Here is a 19,364-nt window from a genome sequence, read left to right on the forward strand (position 1 = left end):
GGCGATTAGAGCGGCATGACGCACGATCGACCGGTCACGCTGGCGGCCATCGCCGGCGCCCATGGCGTGGCCGGCGAAGTGCGCCTCAAGCTGTTTGGAGAAGGCGTGGCGGCGTTGAAGGCCTACAAGGCGTTCAACGGCGGCACCCTGACCCTGGAAAAGCTGCGCGACGACGGCAAGGGCGGGGCGATCGCCCGCTTTGCCGAAGTGACCACGCGCAACGCGGCGGAAGGCTTGCGCAGCACGGCGCTGACCGTGCCGCGCTCGGCCCTGCCGCCACTCGCCGAGGGTGAGTATTACCACGCCGACCTGATCGGCCTGCCCGCCCATTCCACCGACGGCACCGTGCTCGGCACGTGCGTGGGCGTGGACAATTACGGCGCGGGCGACGTGCTCGATATCGAGCGGCCCGATGGCAAGCGCTTCATGGTGCCGATGCGCGAGGAAGCGGTTCCGGAATGGAGCCAGGAGCGCCTGTTGATTGACGCGCTTTACGCGGAATAGTATATACGCTCTGTATATACAGGAGCGTGCTCGTGACCGAGCAATTCAAAGCCAAGAGCTTCATGTCCGGCAATTCGGTTGCGCTGCGCCTGCCCAAGGGGCTTGGCGTCGATCCTGGCATCGACTGGACCGTGGAATGGCGGGGCGACGCCTTGGTTTTTCACGCCATGGATCGGCCTAAGCGCAAGTTCAATATCGACAAGGTCTGGGGCATTGGCGCCGGCCTGGGCCTGGAATTGCGCAAGCCGGAGGATCGGGTGTTCGAACCGAGCCGGCGTGTGTGGGATGACATGTCCGACGAACAGGCATGAAGTATCTGCTCGATACCAATGCCATCATCGTCGCGCTTGAGGCGCGCAGCGAGATGTTGCGTGCTCGCCTTGCCGAATGCGAGGAGGGCGATCTTGCCACATCGGCCATTGTCCACGCGGAAATCCTGCTGGGCATTGAAGCGGGCAAGCCGCCGTTGCGCGAGGTATTGGCCATCTTCTCGGAAGAAGTGCCAGTCTTGGCCTTCGATGCGGCCGCTGCTGAAGCCTATGCCCGCGTTCCGTTCCGGCGTGGGAGTTTCGATCGCCTGATTGCGGCCCATGCACTGGCGCTCGATCTGGTGCTGGTCACTGACAGCGTGGCCGACTATGCCGACGTGCCGGGGCTAAAGGTCGAGAACTGGGTGCGATAAGGCACGGTTGCCAAGGCCGCTTGGCCACGCCAAGGCGCCTCCACCAGCCTGCGGCTGGTCCCCCTCCCCGTGCCGGGGAGGATCGAGCAGGACTTTTTACATGACCTTCCACGCTGCCGTTCTCACGCTTTATCCCGAGATGTTTCCCGGGCCGCTGGGGGTGAGCCTGGCCGGGCGCGCGCTGGGGGAGGGCAAGTGGACGCTCGATCCCGTGCAGATCAGGGACTTTGCTGCCGACAAGCACCGTACGGTGGATGATACGCCGGCCGGGGGCGGAGCGGGCATGGTATTGCGCGTGGATGTGCTGGCTAAGGCCATCGATCATGCGCGGGGGCTGATGGCGCAAAAGATCCTCCCCGAGGCGGGGAGGGGGACCGCCGACGAAGTCGGTGGTGGAGGGGTCTCTGCGCCTGACGCGGCGCTTGAGGACGCGAACCCCCTCCACCAGCCTGCGGCTGGTCCCCCTCCCCGTGCCGGGGAGGCCATCCCCGTCATCGCCATGACACCGCGTGGTAAGCCGTTGACGCAGGCGCGGGTGCGCGAGCTGGCGGCGGGGCCGGGCGTCATTGTCGTGTGCGGGCGGTTCGAGGGGTTTGACGAGCGGATTTTCGAAGGCCGCCAGGTGGAGGAAGTCTCGGTGGGAGACATCATCCTGTCCGGAGGCGAATGCGCGGCGCTGATGCTGCTGGATGCTTGCATTCGCCTGCTTCCCGGCGTAATGGGCGCGGCTTCCAGTGGGCATGAAGAGTCGTTCGAAAACGGGCTGCTCGAATATCCCCACTATACCCGCCCCCAGGAATGGGAAGGGCGCACGATCCCGCAAGTGCTGCGATCGGGGGATCATGCGAAGATCGCGGAATGGCGGCAACGCCAATCCGAGGATGACACACGGTTACGCAGGCCGGACCTTTGGGAGCGTCATGTCGACGCTCGGGCCCAGTCTGCCTCTGGCGCGCGGCAAAAAAGTGCAGGACGTTTGAAAAATGAACCTGATTCAGCAGCTTGAAGCTGAAGCCATCGCCGAATTCAAGGCGAAGAAGTCCATTCCCGAATTCCGCGCCGGCGACACCGTCCGCGTGGGCGTGCGCGTTGTCGAAGGCGACCGCACCCGTGTTCAGGCCTATGAAGGCGTGGTGATCGCGCGTTCGAACCGTGGCCTGGGCTCGAACTTCACCGTCCGCAAGATCTCGTTCGGCGAAGGCGTGGAACGCGTGTTCCCGCTCTACTCGCCCAACATCGATTCGATTACCGTCGTCCGTCGGGGCGTGGTGCGTCGTGCGAAGCTGTACTACCTTCGCGGCCGCACCGGCAAAAGCGCCCGTATTGCTGAACGGCGCGACGTGCGCGCCGGCCAGGAAGGCTGAGAAGCCACCGCCGCGACACGGAAATGACCGTAGAAAGGCGTCCTGGCATACCCGCCAGGGCGCCTTTTTGCTTATCGGGAACAGCCTCTTGCTATGCGTTTTCGTCTTCTGCTGCTTTCCGGCGCGCTTGCCTGCGCGCCCGCTTTCGCTCCGTCCGCGCTGGCCGGGGATGCGCCCGTGACCGGTAGCGTGGCCCGCCAGGCCGCCCCGCTCACGCTGGAGCGCGTCTTTGCCAGCCCGTCGCTCAACGGGCCGACCCCGCGCGGCGTGCAGCTTTCGCCCGATGGGCGCTATCTCACGCTGCTCAAGAACCGCGCCGACGATCGTGAGCGGTTCGACTTGTGGGGGTTCGATCGCAAGACCGGCAAGTGGTCGATGCTGGTCGATTCGCTCAAGCTGTCTTCGGGCCGCGTGCTGAGCGAAGCGGAGAAGATGCAGCGCGAGCGCCAGCGCATCGGCGACCTGAAGGGCATCGTCAGCTATGACTGGGCGAGCGACAGCAAGGCCGTGCTGGTGCCCTTGGATGGCGATCTGCTGTTGGCCGGCCTCGATGGCACGGTGCGCAAGATCGCCGGCACGACCGGCGGGGAATTGAACCCTCGCCTGGGGCCTGAAGGGCAGAGCATTGCCTTCGTGCGCGATCGCCGCCTGTGGGTGGCCCCGGTCGACGGCAAGAGCGCCCCGCGCGCGATCAGCCCCGAGGAAACGGCAGGCACCGTGCACTGGGGCGAGGCGGAGTTCGTGGCCCAGGAAGAACTGGCGCGGATGAACGGCTTCTGGTGGGCGCCCGATGAAAAGCGCCTGGCGGTGGAACGCTTCGACGAGGCAGCGGTGGGCGTGGTGACGCGCGCGGCGATCGGCGCGGATGGCACGCGCACGTTCGACCAGCGTTATCCGGCGGCCGGCGGCGCGAATGCCGATGTTTCGCTGTGGCTGATGGATGCCGATGGCAACCACCGCGTGGCTGTGGACCTAGGCAGCGACAAGGACATCTACCTTGGCCGGGTGGACTGGGCACGCGATGGCAAGACGCTCTATGTCCAGCGGCTGGACCGCGCGCAGACCCGGCTCGACATGCTGGCGGTGGACCCGGCGACGGGCAAGGCGCGCGTTCTCTTTACCGAGCAGGCGCGCGAGAAGAGCTGGATCAACCTGTCGAGCAACTATCGTTTCCTCGATGACGGCAGCCTGATCTGGTGGTCGGAACGCGATGGCTTTGGCCATCTCTACCGCTTCAAGCCAAACGGCGGCGATGCCCAGTGGCAGCAACTGACCAAGGGCGACTGGGCCGTGACCGACCTGGTCGGCGTGGACCAGAAGGCTGGCCGCGTGGTGTTTGCCGCTACCCGCGACGATGTGCTGGCCGGCCAGGTCTATGCCCTCTCGCTCAAGGCGCCCGACAAGATCGAGCGGCTGACCGATGCGGCGTTCGACAACAAGGCGAGCATGGACAGCAAGGGCCAGACCCTGATCGTGACGCGCAGCGCCGATGCGCAGCCGCCGCAATCCTATCTGGCCGATGCTACGGGCAAGCGCCTGGCCTGGATCGAGGAAAACAAGGTGGACGCGGGCCACCCCTATGCGCCCTACCTGGCTGCGCATCGCCCGGCCACGTTCGGCACGATCGCGGCCGCCGATGGCACCCCACTGCACTACATGATGATCACCCCGCCCCTGGTGCCGGGAAAGCGCTATCCGGTGTTCGCCTATCACTATGGCGGCCCCACCGCCAACGTGGTGCACAAGGGTTGGCAAGGTGCTCTGGCCGAGGCGATCGTGGCCAAGGGCTATATCTACTTCGCGCTGGACAACCGCGGTTCGGAAAACCGTGGCGTCGATTTCGCCAGCGCGATCTGGCACGCCATGGGTACGGTGGAAGTGGAAGACCAGCTGGCCGGGGCGCAGTGGCTGAAAACGCAGCCCTATGTCGATCCCAAGCGGGTCAGCACGTTCGGCTGGTCGTATGGTGGCTACATGACGGTCAAGATGCTCGAAGCCCATCCGGGCGTTTGGGCGGCGGGCATCGCGGTGGCGCCGGTGACCAAGTGGGAACTGTACGACACCGCGTATACCGAACGCTACCTGGGCAATCCCAAGCAGGTGCCGGAGGTCTACAAGGCCGCCGGCGCGCTGGAGCGGACGAGCCAGATCCGTGACCCGCTGCTGCTGGTGCACGGGATGGCCGACGACAACGTGGTGTTCGAGAACAGCACGGCCCTGATCGCCAAGATGCAGGGTGAGGCGGTGCCATTCGAGATGATGCTCTATCCCGGCTACACCCACCGCATCAGCGGGCCCAAGGTGAGCCAGCATCTCTATGAAACGATGTTCCGCTTCCTCGATCGCAACGGGGCGGGCACCGGCAAATAAGACGTTTGGGGGGCACAAGCCCCTTTCGCTTGGCTGGTTGGAACCAGCCGCTAAGGAACGGGCGCGCGCAAGGCGCCCGCAAGGGAGTGTAAGTTACCATGGGTTATCGGGTTGTAGTGGTGGGTGCGACGGGCAATGTCGGTCGCGAGATGCTCAACATCCTGGCCGAGCGCGAATTCCCGATCGACGAGATCGCCGCGCTGGCTTCGTCGCGCTCGCACGGCATCGAGATCGATTTTGGTGAAACCGGCAAGAAGCTCAAAGTTCAGAACGTCGAGCATTTCGACTTCACCGGCTGGGACATCGCGCTGTTCGCCGCCGGTTCCGGGCCGACCAAGATCTATGCGCCCAAGGCCGCTTCGCAGGGCTGCGTGGTAATCGACAATTCGTCGCTCTATCGCATGGACCCGGACGTGCCGCTGGTGGTGCCCGAAGTGAATCCCGATGCGATCGACGGCTATACGGCGCGCAACATCATCGCCAATCCCAACTGCTCCACCGCGCAGATGGTCGTGGCGCTCAAGCCGCTGCACGACAAGGCCAAGATCAAGCGTGTGGTCGTGGCCACCTACCAGTCCGTTTCGGGCGCGGGCAAGGAAGGCATGGACGAGCTGTTCGAACAGAGCCGCGCGATCTTCGTGGGTGACCAGGTGGAACCCAAGAAGTTCACCAAGCAGATCGCGTTCAACGTGATCCCGCACATCGACAGCTTCCTGGACGACGGTTCGACCAAGGAAGAGTGGAAGATGGTGGCCGAAACCAAGAAGATCCTCGATCCCAAGGTGAAGGTGACCGCGACCTGCGTGCGCGTGCCCGTATTCATTGGCCATTCCGAAGCCATCAACCTGGAATTCGAGGAAGAAATCACGGCCATCGAAGCCCAGGACATCCTGCGCGAGGCGCCGGGCGTGATGCTGGTGGATAAGCGCGAAAATGGCGGTTACGTCACCCCGGTGGAATGCGTGGGCGATTACGCCACCTATGTCTCGCGCGTGCGTGAAGATCCGACCGTGGACAGCGGCCTGTCGCTGTGGTGCGTGTCGGACAACCTGCGCAAGGGCGCCGCGCTCAATGCCGTGCAGATTGCCGAACTGCTGGGCCGCCGCCACCTGAAGAAGGGCTGAGCGAGCCGGCTATAACGGCCGCATGAAAAAGGCCCCGGTATTCCGCACGGGAATACCGGGGCCTCTTTGTGGGCGTGCCGCGCGTGTTATTGCGTGATGCGCGTGGTCGTGGTCACCGTGCCGGCGGCCGAAGCCGTGCGCACCGGGGTGTGGGTGGTGCGGCGCGCGACCTTCTTGACCGTGACCTTCTTCACCGGCGCGCGGGCAGCGCCCTGCGTGGTGACGGTGGTTTCCACGGTGGCCGGCGCGGGCTGCGGCGTGGTCATCGCCACGGCTGCGGCCTGGCGGGCGGCAGCCGCGTCAGCCGCCGAAGACTGCGCGGCGGCGGTGGCAACGTCGGCACGCGCGTTGGCGGCATCGGCCTGGTTCTGCGCGGCCTGGGCCTGGGCCTGGGCATCGGCGACGGCGGCGGCCGACTGGCGATCGGCCATTTCGGCCTTGTGCTTCTGCATCATGCCGATCGCGGTGTCGGCGAGCGCGGAGGCGTGGATCGCGTCATCGATGGCTTCGGGCTTGTGCCCGGCCGAAAGGTTTTCCTGGGCATGGGCCAGCGCGGCCTTGGCCTGGGCGGTTTCGCCCGGGCGGAACTCGGCCGTGCCGAGCTGCTCGGCCGTGTCGATCTTGGCCTGGGCCGCGGCGATCGCCTGGCGGGCGCGCTCGGCCTTGCCGGCGGCGTGGGCGGGGGCCGAAAAGCCGGCAATCATGGCAGTGGCCGCCAGCAGCGGCAGGGTGATCTTGGTCTTGCTCATCGAACGAACTCCACAATCGGATGGTGGATAGCGGATGGCCGCATGCGGCCGTGTTGGCGGGGGAACCGCAGGTGCGCGGCTTGCGTTCCGCAGGGCTTTCGCTTTGTCGCCAAAGCCGTGCACCTTGGCGCGATGGTGTGCCCAGACTGCGGCGAAGCGAGCGGGGCGGGGTTGCGTATCGCCCGCGCGAAAGAAAGAATGCCAAGTCTCAAAGTAGAGATTGGGGCGCCAGGCATTGCCGAGATGCCCCTCACGCCAGTATGGCCGCCGATCAAGGGCCACGTTGGTCCTAGTACCTTGTCGGAGGGACAATGCTGGAACACTTCGATGCCCTGCACGCGGTTGCCGGCCTGTTGGTGGGCATTCTCGTGGGCCTGACAGGTGTTGGCGGTGGATCGCTGATGACGCCGATGCTGGTGCTGATCTTCGGGATCAATCCAGGTACGGCCGTGGGCACCGACTTGCTGTTCGCCTCGCTGACCAAAGTCGTCGGTTCGGCCGTGCACGGCAAGCGTGACAGCGTGGACTGGCGCATCGTCGGGCGCCTGGCCATGGGCAGCGTGCCCGCAGCGGTCGTCACGCTGTTGGTCATTTCCAGCTGGGGCAGGCCGCCCGCTTCGGCCAGCAAGATCATGCTCCTCGTGCTGGGCGTGATGCTGATCCTCACCTCGCTCGCCACGCTGTTTCAAAAGCAGATTGCCGCCTTTGCGCAACGCAACGAAAGCGAAGGTGCCGCCGCGGCACGGGCGCCGTGGGCCACTGTGCTGCTGGGCGTGCTGCTGGGCGTGGCAGTCACATTGTCTTCGGTAGGGGCAGGGGCGATCGGGGTGACTGCGCTGCTGCTGCTCTATCCCGGCCTGCGCATCGCGCGCATCGTGGGCAGTGACATCGCCCATGCCGTGCCGCTGACGCTGGTGGCCGGCTTTGGCCACTGGATCATCGGTGACGTGAACCTGCTGCTGCTGGGTGCACTGCTGCTTGGCTCCATCCCCGGCGTTATAATCGGCAGCCTGTTGTCCACCCGCGCGCCCGATCGTATCCTGCGCCCGGCGCTGGCCGCCGTTCTGCTGGTATCGGGAATCAAGTTGCTGAGCTGATGGATACGAAGACGACGTTTTACCAAGGGTTTGGCGGCACGAGCCTGGCGCTGCACGAATTGGGCAAAGGCCGCCCGGTCATCCTGCTGCACGGCCTGTTTTCCTCGGCCCAGGTCAACTGGATCAAGTTCGGCACGGCGGCGCAACTGGCCGCAGCGGGGTTTCGCTGCCTGATGCCCGATCTGCGCGCGCATGGGCAAAGTGCCGCGCCGCATGAAGCAGAAGCCTATCCGCCCGATGTGCTGGCGCGCGATGTGGCGGCGCTGGTCGATGGCTTGGGCCTGGAAGACTTCGATCTCGTCGGCTTTTCGCTGGGCGCGCGCACCGCGGCGCGCAGCGTGATCGCCGGTCTTGCTCCGCGCAAGCTTGTCCTGGCGGGAATGGGGCTGGAAGGGCTGGCCGGATGGAACCAGCGCCTGGCCTTTTTCCGCAAGGTGATCGATGGCTTCGGCACGTTCCGCCACGGCGATCCGGAATATCTGTCGCAGCAGTTCCTGAAAACCAGCGGGGTGGATCGCGTGGCAGTGCGCCAGTTGATCGGCGCGATGGAAGACACCGATCCGGCCGCACTGGTGGCGATCGCCATGCCCACGCTGGTGCTGTGCGGCGATCAGGACAACGACAACGGCAGTGCCGACAAGCTGGCGCAGGCGCTGCCCAATGCCCGCCGCGCGACGATCCCCGGCACGCACATGGGCTGCGTCACCCGGCCCGAGTTGGGCGCGGAACTGGTTTCATTCCTCACCACTTCGGCTTGACCTGAGGGCATTTGGGCGGCACCCCATGGCGCATGGCCGGGCGGCAAGCCCGCCCGCCCCTGCAGGGAGTGCCCCATTCATGAAAACCCTCGTTTCCACCGTGGCGCTGGTTGCGGCCGCGCTCGCCGCGCCGGCGGCCCTGGCTGCACCAGCCGCAACGCCCGCAGACGTCGATGCCTGGCTGGCCCAGGCGGACAAGGCCTATGCCGATCAGACCGTCACTTCGGGCCGCGCCGAGTGGGTCTATGAAACCTATATAATCGACGATACCGCCCAGATCACCGCCGATGGCGGCGCGACGATGAGCAAGCTGCAGGTGGCCCAGGCCAAGCAGGCGGCCGAATTTGCCAAAGTGCCCGGCCTTTCGCCCGAAACGCTGCGCAAGCTGACGATGATCCGCACCCAGATCACCAGCCCGGCGCCGTCCACCCCGGGCGCGGCGGAGCAGTTCTCGGCGCTGCAGGCGCGCATCCAGGGCATCTATGGCAAGGGTCATGGCACGCTGCGCGGCCAGCCGATCAACGGCAGCGACATCGAGGAAGCGATGGCCACCAATCGCAATCCCGAAGAGCTGAAGGAAATGTGGCTGTCCTGGCACGACAGCGTCGGCACGCCGATGAAGGCGGACTATGCCAAGATGGTCGACATCGCCAATGCCGGCGCGCGCGAGCTGGGCTATGCCGACACCGGCGCGCTGTGGCGCGCGAACTATGACATGAGCCCGGACCAGTTTGCCGCGCTGACCGAAAAGGTCTGGGGCGAAGTGCGCCCGCTTTACCAGCAACTGCACTGCTATGTGCGTGGCAAGCTCAACGCCAAGTATGGCGACGGCGTGCAGCCGAAGAAGGGCCCGATCCGTGCGGATCTGCTGGGCAATATGTGGGCCCAGGAATGGGGTGGCATCTATGACGTGGTAGCGCCGCAGGGCGCGGGCGACATCGGCTATGACTTGACCGGCCTGCTCAAGGACAAGGGCTATGACCCGCTCAAGATGGTCAAGACCGGGGAGGGGTTCTACACCTCGCTGGGCTTCCAGCCGCTGCCCGCCACGTTCTGGCAGCGTTCGCAATTCACCAAGCCGCGTGACCGCGACGTGGTGTGCCATGCCTCGGCCTGGGACCTCGACAATGTCGACGACCTGCGCATCAAGATGTGCATCAAGGTGGACGCGTCGGACTTCGTGACGATCCACCACGAACTGGGCCACAACTTCTACCAGCGCGCCTATAATGCCCAGCCTTCGCGCTGGTACATGGAAGGCGCCAACGACGGCTTCCACGAGGCGATCGGCGATACCATGGCGCTGTCGATCACGCCCGATTACCTGGTAAAGCTTGGCCTGCTCGATCCGGCCAAGGTGCCGGGGCCGGACAAGGACATCGGCCTCCTGCTGCGCCAGGCGATGGACAAGGTGGCGTTCCTGCCGTTCGGCCTGCTGATCGACCGCTGGCGCTGGGGGGTGTTTTCCGGCCAGATCACGCCCGACAACTACGAAAAGGCCTGGAACGACATGCGACTGCAATACCAGGGCGTGGTGCCGCCGGGGCCGCGCGGCGCCGATGCCTTTGACCCAGGGGCCAAGTACCATGTGCCCGCGGGTGTGCCCTATACCCGCTATTTCCTGGCGCGGATCCTGCAGTTCCAGTTCTATGAAGCGGCCTGCAAGGAAGCGGGCTGGAAAGGCCCGCTGCACCGCTGCAGCTTCTATGGCAATCCCAAGGTGGGCGCCAAGCTTGACGCCATGCTCAAGATGGGTGCGTCCAAGCCCTGGCCCGATGCGCTGCAAGTGTTCACCGGCACGCGCGAGATGAGCGGCGGGGCGATGCTGCGCTATTTCGCGCCGCTTTCGGCCTGGCTGAAAAAGCAGAATGCGGGCGCCGATTGCGGCTGGTAATTCTTGCGCCGCAACATGGCCACCAAGGCCTGAGACGAGGCCGGATTCTTGAGGAATCCGGCCTCTTTTCTTGTGCAGCGCACTCTAAGCTACCGATTTCACTGGGTGAATTTCAGCGCTTGCCAGGCTGGGGCGAGTGTGAGACGCTTTCTTCAACAAACAAGAACACGATTGTTGAGGATGCTGGGGATGGAATTCAAACTTCCCGCCATTGCCTGCGCTGTTGTTGGCGGCATCTTGCTGGCCACGGCGCCCTGCGCCCAGGCGGAAACGGTTTCGGCGATGACGCCGGCCAGCGTCGTCACCGCGCTCAAGGCGCAAGGCTATCAGGCCAGCCTGGGCGAGGATTCCTCGGGCGATCCGCTGGTCACGGCCGATATCGGCGGCTGGCGATCGCAAGTGGTGTTCTATGATTGCAACGAGGTGACCCATGGCGGTTGCCAGTCGCTGCAATTTTCCAGCAGCTTCCATCCCGAACGCCCGTTCGACGCGGAAAAGGCCGTGGCTTTCGTCAATGCCAACCGATTCGGCGCGGTTTCGGTGGCGGCAGACAAGTCGGTCACCGTGTCGTGGGACGTGATCACCGGCAGTGGCATCGATACCTCGGTCTTTGCCATGGTGGTCAAATCCTATCGCATGGCGCTCGATTCGATCGGCAGCGAAGTGTTCCCCAGCAGCGGCCATCCGCAACTGGCCAGCGCCGCGCGCTGAGGCTGGAGGGGCCCAAATTCCATCCGGGCCCCTCGCCAACATCTTACCGGAACGGCGGCTCGTTGAAGGCGCGCAGCTTGCGGCTGTGCAGGCGGTCACCCTCGGCGCGCAGCAGGGCGCAGGCGGTCGTGCCGATTTCCAGGTGGGCGGCGATCGCTTCCTCGTAGAACCGGTTGGCCTGGCCGGGCAGCTTGATCTCGCCATGCAGCGGCTTGTCGGACACGCACAGCAGCGTGCCGTAGGGCACGCGGAAGCGATAGCCTTGCGCGGCGATCGTGGCGCTTTCCATGTCGATCCCCACCGCGCGGCTCAGGCTGAGGCGGCGGGCGGAATGGGCATAGCGCAGTTCCCAGTTGCGATCGTCGGTGGTGACGATCGTGCCGGTGCGCATGCGGGTCTTGAGGTCCGCCCCGCCGCTGCCGCTCACCACTTCGGCCGCCTGGGCCAGCGCCACCTGCACTTCGGCAATGGCCGGCACGGGAATTTCGGGCGGCAGCACATCGTCCAGCACGTGATCGTCGCGCAGGTAGGCATGGGCCAGCACATAGTCGCCGATCTTCTGGGTGGGGCGCAGGCCGCCGCAGTGGCCGATCATCAGCCAGGCTTCGGGGCGCAGCACGGCCAGGTGGTCGCAGATCGTCTTGGCGTTGGACGGACCGACGCCGATGTTGACCAGCGTGATGCCCGAGCGATCAGGCCGGATCAGGTGATAGGCCGGCATCTGGTGGCGGCGCCAGGCGGTGTCGGACAGCCGCTCGCGCGCGTGGGCGGTGTGGGCATCCAGCGCCAGGCCACCCGCGCCGGTCAGCGCCACGAAATCGTCCTGGCCCAGCTGGCGGCCCGCCCAGTCGACGAATTCATCGACATAGCGGTGGTAGTTGGTGAACAGGATGTAGCGCTGAAAATCGGCCGGGTTGGTGCCGGTGTAATGCGCCAGGCGCGCCAGGCTGAAATCGGTGCGCAGCCCGTCGAACAGCGCAAGCGGCGCGGGCCCGGCCCCGCCATCCAGGCTGGCGTCGAGCGCGTCGGCAATCTCGTCACCGATGTGCGCCAGGTCGGTGGTGGGGAAGTGCTTGGCCAGTTCGTTGGGCGAAACCGTGCCAAAGCCCAGCGTGCCATCGACCACGTAGGGAAACGGGATTTCCTGGGTCGAGGCGGCCACTTCCAGCGTGACTTCGTAATCGACCATCAACAGGCCGAGCTGCTCTTCCAGGTAGGCGGCAAAGAGCGCGGGGCGGGTGATGGTGGTGGCATAGCTGCCCGGCCGGGTCAGGCGGCCAAACGCGCGGCCGGCGGCGGTGCCGTGGCTGACCCCGGCAAAATGCAGGCGCAGTTCGGGATAGCAATAGGCCCCGGCCTGGCGCGCGGCCGGATCGGGCAGCGTGCCATCGGCGATATAGCGGGCAATATCGGCCCGCAGCCGCGCGCAGGCCGCGTCGTGGCGGGCGGCGAGTTCGGCAATGATGGCAGCGGGGGAGGTGGCGGTGAAAGTGTCGCTTGCGTTCATGATCTTGGTTTAAAGCATCGTGCGAAAAAGTGGGAACCGGTTTTTCGCGAAAAACGATGCGGCCAAAAAAACGCCGCACGATGACAGCGCAAGGGCAGCGGCTTTCCAACGGGAACGGCAACAAAAAAGGGCGCCCCGCGAGGGACGCCCTTTTTGCGATGCCGGATCGGCCGCGAAGAAATCAGGCTTGCGCCTCGCCTTCTTCGAGCAGGTCGGCCGGGATTTCGCCCGGTTCGGCATTGGGATCGTAGTCTTCGGTGAAACCGCCGGTGTCGCCTTCGAACATGGCGTCGATCACGTCGACACCCTTCGACTGCAGTTCGGCCTCATCGGTCGAACGGGCCACGTTCACCTTGACGTTGACCGACACTTCGGGGTGCAGCGAAACGCGCACGTCGAAGACGCCGATGGTCTTGATCGGGCGTTCGAGCACGATCATCGACTTGGAAACCTTGGCGCCGGTGGCGACCAGGGCGTCGACGATGTCGCGCACCGAAACCGAACCATAGAGCTGGCCGGAGTTGGACGAGGCGCGGATGAGCACCACTTCCTTGCCTTCCACCGAGCCGGCTTCGCCCTTGGCTTCTTCGCGGCGGGCCGCGTTTTCAGCTTCGATGCGGGCGCGGTTGGCTTCGAAAACCTTGCGGTTCGCGTCGTTGGCGCGCAGGGCCTTCTTGTTGGGCAGCAGGAAGTTACGGGCGTAACCGTCCTTGACGGAGACTTCGTCACCGATGAAGCCGAGCTTCTCGATGCGCTCGAGCAGGATGATCTGCATGGCTGGCGCTCCTTACTTCACGATGTAGGGCAGGAGGCCGATGTGCCGGGCGCGCTTGATCGCCTGGCTCAGCTCACGCTGCTTCTTGGCCGAAACGGCGGTGATGCGCGACGGGACGATCTTGCCACGTTCGGACATGAAGCCCTGAAGCAGGCGCACGTCCTTGTAGTCGATCTTCGGGGCGTTCTTGCCCGAGAACGGGCAGCTCTTGCGGCGACGGAAAAACGGACGAGCCATGGCTTATTCCCCTTCGCGTTCGCGACGACGGCTGCGTTCGCGGTCGTTCTTGCGCATCATGACCGACGGGCCGGCTTCGTGTTCGTCCACGCGCACGGTCATGTAACGGATGACGTCTTCGTTGATCGCGGTCTGGCGTTCCAGCTCGGCCACGACGCCCGCGGGGGCTTCGATGTTGAGCATCACGAAGTGCGCCTTGCGATTCTTCTGGATCTTGTAGGCCAGCGAGCGCAGGCCCCAGGTTTCGGTCTTGGTGACCTTGCCCTGGTTCGATTCCACGATTTCGGTGGCGGTGGCAGCAAGCGCATCGACCTGAGACTGGCTCAGATCCTGGCGCGCCAGAAAGACATGCTCGTAAAGCGGCATGCTTCGCGTCCTTTATCTAGTCTAACCGATCGCTGGCTTGTCCGCGGGATTGCGGGGCCCCTCCGGCTTTCTTCGGGTTCCCATGCGCGATTCGCGTCAAAGGAACGTGGCCCTTAGCCGTTTGGCGGGCGAATGCAAGCCTGTCAGCCGCGCAAGGGCGGGGCATCGGCGCGCTGGCGCGGCGCCACGCGCTGCCCGCCGAACACCAGCGCCAGCACCGGAATGCGACGCACCACCAGGAAGACCAGGACCGAGAGGCCGAGCACCAGGGCAGACAGCGCGGCCCATTGCATCGTGGGGAACGGCCAGTCTGCCGCGCCCAGGCGCGCCACGGCCAGGATCACCAGCATCGTCACGGTCATGTGGAACAGGTAGATCGCCATGGCGCCATCGACCAGGAACGAGACCGCGCGGCTGGGCCGGTCGAACAGGTGGGCCAGCACGCGGAAGACCACCAAGGCCATGGCATAAGTCAGCGCGCAGGCCAGCGCGCCATCGAGCACGCGCAAAAGCGGCGTGGGATCGGCTTCCCAGCCCAGATGCGGGCGCACCAGCGGATCGAGCAGGAAGTGCCCGATCATCAGCGGCGGCACGGCCAGCCAGGGCCAGCGCCCCTCGAACGCGAACAGGCGGTCTGCCAGCTTGAGCCGCCAGCCCAGCGCGCCGATGACGAAAGCGGGCAGGTATTGGAAATAGCGCAGCAGCAGTTCCTGGCCGATCACCGCTTCGTTGTCCTGCAGGCCCAGCACTTGCCCCAGCCAGGCCAGCCCCGCGCCCCAGGCGGCCAGCGCCACCAGGGGCACCGGCCATGTCCCGCGATCAAGGCCGAGCAGCGGGCGCCACAGGCGATCGGGCACGAATGCGCGCGCCGGGCGCAAGGCATACGTGAGGACAAAGCCCAGCAGCACGACGAGGAACCACAAGTGCTCCACCGCCAGGGGCCAGCCATAGAGGCCCGGTGCCCAGGCCGGTGAAAGCATGACTTTGAGATGGTACTGGATCACCGCCAGGCTGGCGAGGCTGGCCACCAGCGGCAGGGCCACGCGCACCATCCGGTCGGCCAGCCACGACAGGCGCCCGCGCCGGGTGCTGGCCATGCCGGAAAAATAGCCGGCCAGGATGAAGAACGCCGACATGCGGAACGAATGGATGAACGACAGCCCGACGCCGAGCACCGGATTGGCCATCCACATGGGCAGGCCGGGCGACAGGATCATCGTGGCCGTGGTGCCGACGTGAAACGGAATCCCCAGCAGGAGCAGCACGGCCCGTGCGGCATCGAGATGGTGGAGGCGTTGCGGCATCACGCGGGATTAACCGGCAGGGCAGGAAAGCGGGGCAGGGGCCATGGCCCGCCCGTAACCGCATGGGCCGCGCGCGTCCATGGTCAAGCGTTTGCCTGCGCCCAATTGCCTGTGCCTCGCGGTGGACCGGCCGCCTGCGCTCAGGCCGCCTCGGCGGCGCCGGTATCGGCGGCCGTCGCGGCAGCGCGCGGGCGGCCCATGGCCATGCGGCGGTGATGCCCCACCGCAAAATCGCTGACCAGCGCGGCAAACACGGTTTCGTGCAAGGGGTGGTCGAATTCCAGGCCCGAGGTCATCGGTTCGGACCAGGCAACGAACGCCAGCTTGGGCTTGAGGCCGGGCAGCATGAGCATGATCGGCTCGCCGATGCGCTGCTTTTCCAGCCCTTCGATCCGCGCGCCATAGGGCGTGAGATCCTTGAGCATGACCGTGGCGCGCACCAGCCCGTGCTTTACCCGCACCGGCAGTTCCACCCCGATGCGGGGAAAACGGCGCGCTTCGGCGCCAGTGGCGGCGGCGGTCATGCCGGGGCCGCCCTCGCGCGGGCCGGATTCGTCCAATTCCTGCTTGCGAAACATGATGTTCTCCGCTGGCCAATGCCTTTTGCCACGGAAGAACGGTGGTTGTGCGATGGCTTTCAGGCGGCGCGGCGCAATACGCAATCGCCCTTATCGCCTTAAATTGCCGCCAGCTGCTTTTCCACCAGGGCAATGGCGGCCGCCACGGCAGCCTCGCGCCCCATGGCCGACGTATCGAGCAGGGCCGCGCCGGGTGCCTGGCGCAGGGGCGCGGTGGCGCGGCCCGCGTCGCGCGCGTCGCGAGCGGCGAGGTCTGCCTCGATTTCTTCGCGCGCCACGGTGCGGCCCTGTGCCTGCATTTCGGCCCAGCGCCGCAGTGCCCGCGCCGCCACGCTGGCGGTCACGAACAGCTTGGCCTGGGCATGCGGGGCGATAACGGTGGCGATGTCGCGCCCGTCGAGCACGGCGCCGCCCGGCTGGTTGGCAAAAGCCTGCTGGCGCGCCAGCAACGCGGCGCGCACCTCCGGATGGATCGAGACGCGGCTGGCCAGGCCCCCGCTTGCTTCCGAACGCAGTTCGGGATCGGCGAGCAGGCTTTCTGGAAAGTCCGTGGCGGCCAGCGCATCGGCCGGATCATCCGGATTGCCGCCATTGAGCGCTACCTGGCGGCCGACTGCGCGATAGAGCAGGCCGGTATCGAGATGGGGTAGGCCGAAATGATCGGCCAGCGCGCGGGCGATCGTGCCCTTGCCCGATGCCGTGGGGCCATCGATGGCAATGATCATCGCGGGTTCGTCCTTCCTTCACGCATTCTTTTTTTTCGCGCAGGGCCTTGGCCAGGCCCCAGATCGCGATGGCCGACCAGAACCCCTCCAGCACCAGCGAGGCAGGGTTGAGATTGACCATCAGCGAAACCGTCAGCAACGCGGCGCCGGCCAGGTTGGTGCCATGCTGCACGAACGGGTTGGGCTGGCGGCCATTGGCGCTCTCGCGCGTGGTATAGGCGTAGGCCAGGATGATGCAGGCCATGCCGATAAAGCCGCAGATATTGGCAAACACCGGCGAAAGCGTCATTGCCCCGTGGCCGTGGCGATCAACTGCTCGAACACCGGGAAGCTGGTCGCGATGGGACGCGTATCGTCCACTTCCACCCCGGCCGCGCTGGCCAGGCCAGCGACCGCCATCGACATGGCAATGCGGTGATCGAGATGGGTGGCCACGGGATGGTTGTTGGCACCGCGCAGCCCTTCGCCGCCGGTGCCGTCGATGATCAGGCCGTCCTCGGTTTCCTGCACGCGGGCGCCGGCTTGTTCCAGCGCGACGCGCATCACCGTGATGCGATCCGATTCCTTGACGCGCAGCTCTTCCAGCCCGCGCGTGATCGTGCGGCCTTGGGCATGGGCGGCGGCCACGAACAGCACGGGGAATTCGTCCACCATGCTGGGCACCACGGCGGGATCGACCTCGATTCCCGTGAGCGTGGAGGCGCGCACGCGCAAGTCTGCCACCGGTTCCCCGCCCACGTCGCGGCGGTCCAATTCCTCGATGCTGCCGCCCATCTGGCGCAGCACGTCGAACAGCGCGGCGCGGGTGGGATTGAGGCCGACGTTCTCGATCACCAGGTCAGACCCCGGCACGATCAGGGCCGCCACGGCAAAGAATGCGGCAGATGATGGATCGCCGGGCACCGTGATGGTCTGCGGCTTGAGTTCGGCTTCGCCGACCAGGCGGATCACGCGGGCGCCGTCGCTATCGAGTTCCACCGACAGGTCGGCGCCAAAACCGCGCAGCATGCGTTCGGAATGGTCGCGCGTGGGCACCGGTTCGATCACGGTGGTGATGCCGGGCGTGTTGAGCCCGGCAAGCAGCACCGCGCTTTTCACCTGGGCCGAGGCCACGGGCAGGCGATAGGTGAGGGGCACGGGCGTGGCTGCGCCTTCCACGATCAGCGGCAGGCGCCCGCCGGGATAGGCGGTGAAGCGCGCGCCCACTTGGCTGAGCGGATCGATCACCCGGCCCATCGGCCGCTTGGACAGGCTGGCATCGCCCACGAAGCAGGCGGTGATCGGATGGCTGGCGACCAGCCCCATCAAGAGGCGGGTGGACGTGCCCGAATTGCCCATGTCGAGCGCGCCGTTGGGTTGCAGCAGGCCGCCCACGCCCACGCCCGCGACCAGCCAATCGCCATTGGCCTGGCGTTCGATGGTGGCGCCCATCGCGCGCATGGCGGCAGCGGTGGAGAGCACGTCTTCGCCCTCCAGCAGCCCGGTCACGCGGGTTTCGCCCACGGCCAGCGCGCCCAGCATGATCGAGCGGTGGCTGATCGACTTGTCACCCGGCACGCGAATCCGGCCCTTGAGCGGCCCCTGGGCGGCAAAGCGGCGGGGGCGCATGAGGGCGGGATCGGAATGGGTGCTCACGGATCGATCTTTCCAAGAATGCCAAAGGGGCAAGAATGCAAAAGAGGCTGCAAAAACGCGCGGCTTTTGACAGCGCGCGGCCACTATGGCAAGGCGCCCGCCGCAGTCTGTCATGCGCACGCTTGATTTCCGGGCAACGCGCATACAGATGGTCTTTGGCAAGACGCTTTTTTGCTTTCGGTCCGTGCCCCAATGGCGGCGGGCGAGCTTTTCGAGGATTATCCATGGTCAAGCCTGAATGGGGCGCCAAGCATAGCTGTCCGAAGTGCGGCACCCGCTTTTACGACCTCGGCAATGCCGATCCGGTGACGTGCGTGGAATGCAAGTATTCCTGGCATCCCGAGCCGGTGCTCAAGTCGAAGCAGCCGATCCCCTATGAAGAGATCCAGAAGGAAAAGGTCGAGGCGGATGCCGACGTCGATCTGGCCGACGAGGATCTGGACATCGACGACGATGGCGATTCGCCCGACAACGACGTGGACCTGGGTGGCGACGACGACCTGGGCGTGGGCGCGCACGACGGCGAGGACGAGGAAAACTAAGCCTTTCGGGGTTGCCCGGGGATGTCCACAAGACATTTCCGGGAGGCCCGCGAAAATCGGCAGGCGGCAAAAAAAGCCTCTTGCCAGCCGTCAGCCTCTCCCTTAGAGGCGCGGCTCCCGGCGATGATCACCACTTGGTGGCTTGGCCGGACAGGGTGCCTCCCAGGGTGTCCTGGCAGACGATTTGGGGCCGTAGCTCAGCTGGGAGAGCGCTACAATGGCATTGTAGAGGTCAGGGGTTCGATCCCCCTCGGCTCCACCAGTCTGCGAAAGTTCTTGGATTAACAGGAACTTCGTCTCTTGTGGACGTCAATGCTGGAACACGTGGGGCCGTAGCTCAGCTGGGAGAGCGCTACAATGGCATTGTAGAGGTCAGGGGTTCGATCCCCCTCGGCTCCACCAGTTCCGGATCAAAAAAGCCCCGCCATGTGCGGGGCTTTTT

At 65.6% G+C, this 19,364-nt stretch carries 22 protein-coding genes and 2 tRNA genes; 14 read left to right on the top strand and 10 right to left on the bottom strand.

Features of this window, described 5'->3' with window-relative positions; all coding sequences use genetic code 11:
- The first annotated feature begins 15 nt into the window (after nt 1-15).
- From rimM to FHW94_RS15420, 7 genes are all read left to right on the top strand, one after another.
- The gene (gene rimM, locus FHW94_RS15390) at nt 16-504 is read left to right on the top strand and encodes a ribosome maturation factor RimM (protein ID WP_168556726.1); all 489 of its coding nucleotides are present in this window, start codon (nt 16-18) and stop codon (nt 502-504) included.
- A gap of 32 nt (nt 505-536) precedes the next feature.
- The gene (locus FHW94_RS15395; RefSeq protein ID WP_168556727.1) at nt 537-815 is read left to right on the top strand and encodes a hypothetical protein; all 279 of its coding nucleotides are present in this window, start codon (nt 537-539) and stop codon (nt 813-815) included.
- The gene (locus FHW94_RS15400) at nt 812-1,186 is read left to right on the top strand and encodes a type II toxin-antitoxin system VapC family toxin (RefSeq protein WP_168556728.1); all 375 of its coding nucleotides are present in this window, start codon (nt 812-814) and stop codon (nt 1,184-1,186) included. Before FHW94_RS15395 ends, FHW94_RS15400 begins: the two co-directional genes overlap by 4 nt.
- Nucleotides 1,187-1,286: 100 nt before the next feature.
- Nucleotides 1,287-2,192: a tRNA (guanosine(37)-N1)-methyltransferase TrmD gene (gene trmD / locus FHW94_RS15405; protein WP_168556729.1), complete on the top strand. Its 906-nt coding sequence runs from the start codon at nt 1,287-1,289 to the stop codon at nt 2,190-2,192.
- Nucleotides 2,170-2,550, top strand: a complete 381-nt coding sequence (rplS, locus tag FHW94_RS15410; RefSeq protein WP_168556730.1) for a 50S ribosomal protein L19 — start codon at nt 2,170-2,172, stop codon at nt 2,548-2,550. Before trmD ends, rplS begins: the two co-directional genes overlap by 23 nt.
- Before the next feature lie 93 nt (nt 2,551-2,643).
- Nucleotides 2,644-4,920 (top strand): S9 family peptidase, encoded by a 2,277-nt coding sequence (locus tag FHW94_RS15415; protein ID WP_168556731.1) that lies wholly within the window; start codon nt 2,644-2,646, stop codon nt 4,918-4,920.
- 98 nt (nt 4,921-5,018) lie between these two features.
- Nucleotides 5,019-6,044 (top strand): aspartate-semialdehyde dehydrogenase, encoded by a 1,026-nt coding sequence (locus tag FHW94_RS15420; protein WP_168556732.1) that lies wholly within the window; start codon nt 5,019-5,021, stop codon nt 6,042-6,044.
- A gap of 86 nt (nt 6,045-6,130) precedes the next feature.
- Here the strand turns inward: FHW94_RS15420 and FHW94_RS15425 are convergent, their stop codons facing one another.
- Nucleotides 6,131-6,793 carry a hypothetical protein gene (locus tag FHW94_RS15425; RefSeq protein ID WP_168556733.1) on the bottom strand — a complete coding sequence of 221 codons (663 nt, stop codon included), beginning with the start codon at nt 6,791-6,793 and terminating at the stop codon, nt 6,131-6,133.
- 311 nt (nt 6,794-7,104) lie between these two features.
- Here FHW94_RS15425 and FHW94_RS15430 point away from each other — a divergent pair, with 311 nt between their 5' ends.
- From FHW94_RS15430 to FHW94_RS15445, 4 genes are all read left to right on the top strand, one after another.
- Nucleotides 7,105-7,890 carry a sulfite exporter TauE/SafE family protein gene (locus tag FHW94_RS15430; RefSeq protein ID WP_168556734.1) on the top strand — a complete coding sequence of 262 codons (786 nt, stop codon included), beginning with the start codon at nt 7,105-7,107 and terminating at the stop codon, nt 7,888-7,890.
- On the top strand, nt 7,890-8,648 hold the full coding sequence (locus FHW94_RS15435) for an alpha/beta hydrolase (RefSeq protein ID WP_168556735.1): 759 nt from the start codon (nt 7,890-7,892) through the stop codon (nt 8,646-8,648). Before FHW94_RS15430 ends, FHW94_RS15435 begins: the two co-directional genes overlap by 1 nt.
- A gap of 79 nt (nt 8,649-8,727) precedes the next feature.
- A complete protein-coding gene (locus tag FHW94_RS15440; protein ID WP_168556736.1) occupies nt 8,728-10,542 on the top strand; it encodes a M2 family metallopeptidase in 1,815 nt (604 codons plus the stop codon).
- Between the two features lie 189 nt (nt 10,543-10,731).
- Nucleotides 10,732-11,253, top strand: coding sequence for a YbjN domain-containing protein (locus FHW94_RS15445; RefSeq protein WP_168556737.1), 522 nt, complete (start codon nt 10,732-10,734; stop codon nt 11,251-11,253).
- A gap of 43 nt (nt 11,254-11,296) precedes the next feature.
- Here FHW94_RS15445 and FHW94_RS15450 read toward each other — a convergent pair whose 3' ends face one another.
- The 9 genes from FHW94_RS15450 to aroA all read right to left on the bottom strand — a co-directional run bounded on the left by FHW94_RS15450 (nt 11,297) and on the right by aroA (nt 18,353).
- Nucleotides 11,297-12,760, bottom strand: a complete 1,464-nt coding sequence (locus FHW94_RS15450; RefSeq protein ID WP_168556738.1) for an AMP nucleosidase — start codon at nt 12,758-12,760, stop codon at nt 11,297-11,299.
- 181 nt (nt 12,761-12,941) lie between these two features.
- Nucleotides 12,942-13,535: a 50S ribosomal protein L9 gene (rplI, locus tag FHW94_RS15455; protein ID WP_168556739.1), complete on the bottom strand. Its 594-nt coding sequence runs from the start codon at nt 13,533-13,535 to the stop codon at nt 12,942-12,944.
- Between the two features lie 12 nt (nt 13,536-13,547).
- On the bottom strand, nt 13,548-13,772 hold the full coding sequence (rpsR, locus tag FHW94_RS15460; protein WP_011445073.1) for a 30S ribosomal protein S18: 225 nt from the start codon (nt 13,770-13,772) through the stop codon (nt 13,548-13,550).
- Between the two features lie 3 nt (nt 13,773-13,775).
- Nucleotides 13,776-14,138, bottom strand: coding sequence for a 30S ribosomal protein S6 (gene rpsF / locus FHW94_RS15465; RefSeq protein WP_168556740.1), 363 nt, complete (start codon nt 14,136-14,138; stop codon nt 13,776-13,778).
- A 143-nt stretch (nt 14,139-14,281) separates the two neighbouring features.
- On the bottom strand, nt 14,282-15,442 hold the full coding sequence (locus FHW94_RS15470) for an acyltransferase family protein (RefSeq protein WP_168556741.1): 1,161 nt from the start codon (nt 15,440-15,442) through the stop codon (nt 14,282-14,284).
- Between the two features lie 140 nt (nt 15,443-15,582).
- Nucleotides 15,583-16,020: a PilZ domain-containing protein gene (locus FHW94_RS23065; RefSeq protein WP_179505381.1), complete on the bottom strand. Its 438-nt coding sequence runs from the start codon at nt 16,018-16,020 to the stop codon at nt 15,583-15,585.
- Nucleotides 16,021-16,118: 98 nt separating this feature from the next.
- Nucleotides 16,119-16,700, bottom strand: a complete 582-nt coding sequence (locus FHW94_RS15480; RefSeq protein ID WP_349237541.1) for a (d)CMP kinase — start codon at nt 16,698-16,700, stop codon at nt 16,119-16,121.
- Nucleotides 16,594-17,034 (bottom strand): hypothetical protein, encoded by a 441-nt coding sequence (locus tag FHW94_RS23725; protein WP_349237528.1) that lies wholly within the window; start codon nt 17,032-17,034, stop codon nt 16,594-16,596. The genes FHW94_RS15480 and FHW94_RS23725 overlap by 107 nt, the downstream gene beginning before the upstream one ends.
- Nucleotides 17,031-18,353: a 3-phosphoshikimate 1-carboxyvinyltransferase gene (gene aroA / locus FHW94_RS15490; protein WP_210425714.1), complete on the bottom strand. Its 1,323-nt coding sequence runs from the start codon at nt 18,351-18,353 to the stop codon at nt 17,031-17,033. The genes FHW94_RS23725 and aroA overlap by 4 nt, the downstream gene beginning before the upstream one ends.
- 251 nt (nt 18,354-18,604) lie before the next feature.
- On the opposite strand from aroA, the gene FHW94_RS15495 reads away from it, so the two are divergent.
- The 3 genes from FHW94_RS15495 to FHW94_RS15505 all read left to right on the top strand — a co-directional run bounded on the left by FHW94_RS15495 (nt 18,605) and on the right by FHW94_RS15505 (nt 19,324).
- Nucleotides 18,605-18,922, top strand: a complete 318-nt coding sequence (locus FHW94_RS15495) for an FYDLN acid domain-containing protein (RefSeq protein ID WP_168556744.1) — start codon at nt 18,605-18,607, stop codon at nt 18,920-18,922.
- Nucleotides 18,923-19,108: 186 nt separating this feature from the next.
- A tRNA-Ala gene (locus FHW94_RS15500) sits at nt 19,109-19,184 on the top strand.
- A gap of 64 nt (nt 19,185-19,248) precedes the next feature.
- Nucleotides 19,249-19,324, top strand: a tRNA-Ala gene (locus FHW94_RS15505).
- Nucleotides 19,325-19,364 lie beyond the last annotated feature (40 nt).

This window comes from Novosphingobium sp. SG720 (genome assembly GCF_012275365.1).
GTDB lineage: Bacteria > Pseudomonadota > Alphaproteobacteria > Sphingomonadales > Sphingomonadaceae > Novosphingobium > Novosphingobium rhizosphaerae.

Coding starts and splice junctions, on each gene's coding strand:
- rimM (WP_168556726.1), top strand. CDS start 16: ATGACGCACGATCGACCGGTCACGCTGGCGGCCATCGCCGGCGCCCAT.
- FHW94_RS15400 (WP_168556728.1), top strand. CDS start 812: ATGAAGTATCTGCTCGATACCAATGCCATCATCGTCGCGCTTGAGGCG.
- trmD (WP_168556729.1), top strand. CDS start 1,287: ATGACCTTCCACGCTGCCGTTCTCACGCTTTATCCCGAGATGTTTCCC.
- rplS (WP_168556730.1), top strand. CDS start 2,170: ATGAACCTGATTCAGCAGCTTGAAGCTGAAGCCATCGCCGAATTCAAG.
- FHW94_RS15415 (WP_168556731.1), top strand. CDS start 2,644: ATGCGTTTTCGTCTTCTGCTGCTTTCCGGCGCGCTTGCCTGCGCGCCC.
- FHW94_RS15420 (WP_168556732.1), top strand. CDS start 5,019: ATGGGTTATCGGGTTGTAGTGGTGGGTGCGACGGGCAATGTCGGTCGC.
- FHW94_RS15425 (WP_168556733.1), bottom strand. CDS start 6,793: ATGAGCAAGACCAAGATCACCCTGCCGCTGCTGGCGGCCACTGCCATG.
- FHW94_RS15430 (WP_168556734.1), top strand. CDS start 7,105: ATGCTGGAACACTTCGATGCCCTGCACGCGGTTGCCGGCCTGTTGGTG.
- FHW94_RS15435 (WP_168556735.1), top strand. CDS start 7,890: ATGGATACGAAGACGACGTTTTACCAAGGGTTTGGCGGCACGAGCCTG.
- FHW94_RS15440 (WP_168556736.1), top strand. CDS start 8,728: ATGAAAACCCTCGTTTCCACCGTGGCGCTGGTTGCGGCCGCGCTCGCC.
- FHW94_RS15445 (WP_168556737.1), top strand. CDS start 10,732: ATGGAATTCAAACTTCCCGCCATTGCCTGCGCTGTTGTTGGCGGCATC.
- FHW94_RS15450 (WP_168556738.1), bottom strand. CDS start 12,760: ATGAACGCAAGCGACACTTTCACCGCCACCTCCCCCGCTGCCATCATT.
- rplI (WP_168556739.1), bottom strand. CDS start 13,535: ATGCAGATCATCCTGCTCGAGCGCATCGAGAAGCTCGGCTTCATCGGT.
- rpsR (WP_011445073.1), bottom strand. CDS start 13,772: ATGGCTCGTCCGTTTTTCCGTCGCCGCAAGAGCTGCCCGTTCTCGGGC.
- rpsF (WP_168556740.1), bottom strand. CDS start 14,138: ATGCCGCTTTACGAGCATGTCTTTCTGGCGCGCCAGGATCTGAGCCAG.
- FHW94_RS15470 (WP_168556741.1), bottom strand. CDS start 15,442: ATGCCGCAACGCCTCCACCATCTCGATGCCGCACGGGCCGTGCTGCTC.
- FHW94_RS23065 (WP_179505381.1), bottom strand. CDS start 16,020: ATGTTTCGCAAGCAGGAATTGGACGAATCCGGCCCGCGCGAGGGCGGC.
- FHW94_RS23725 (WP_349237528.1), bottom strand. CDS start 17,034: ATGACGCTTTCGCCGGTGTTTGCCAATATCTGCGGCTTTATCGGCATG.
- aroA (WP_210425714.1), bottom strand. CDS start 18,353: ATGCGCCCCCGCCGCTTTGCCGCCCAGGGGCCGCTCAAGGGCCGGATT.
- FHW94_RS15495 (WP_168556744.1), top strand. CDS start 18,605: ATGGTCAAGCCTGAATGGGGCGCCAAGCATAGCTGTCCGAAGTGCGGC.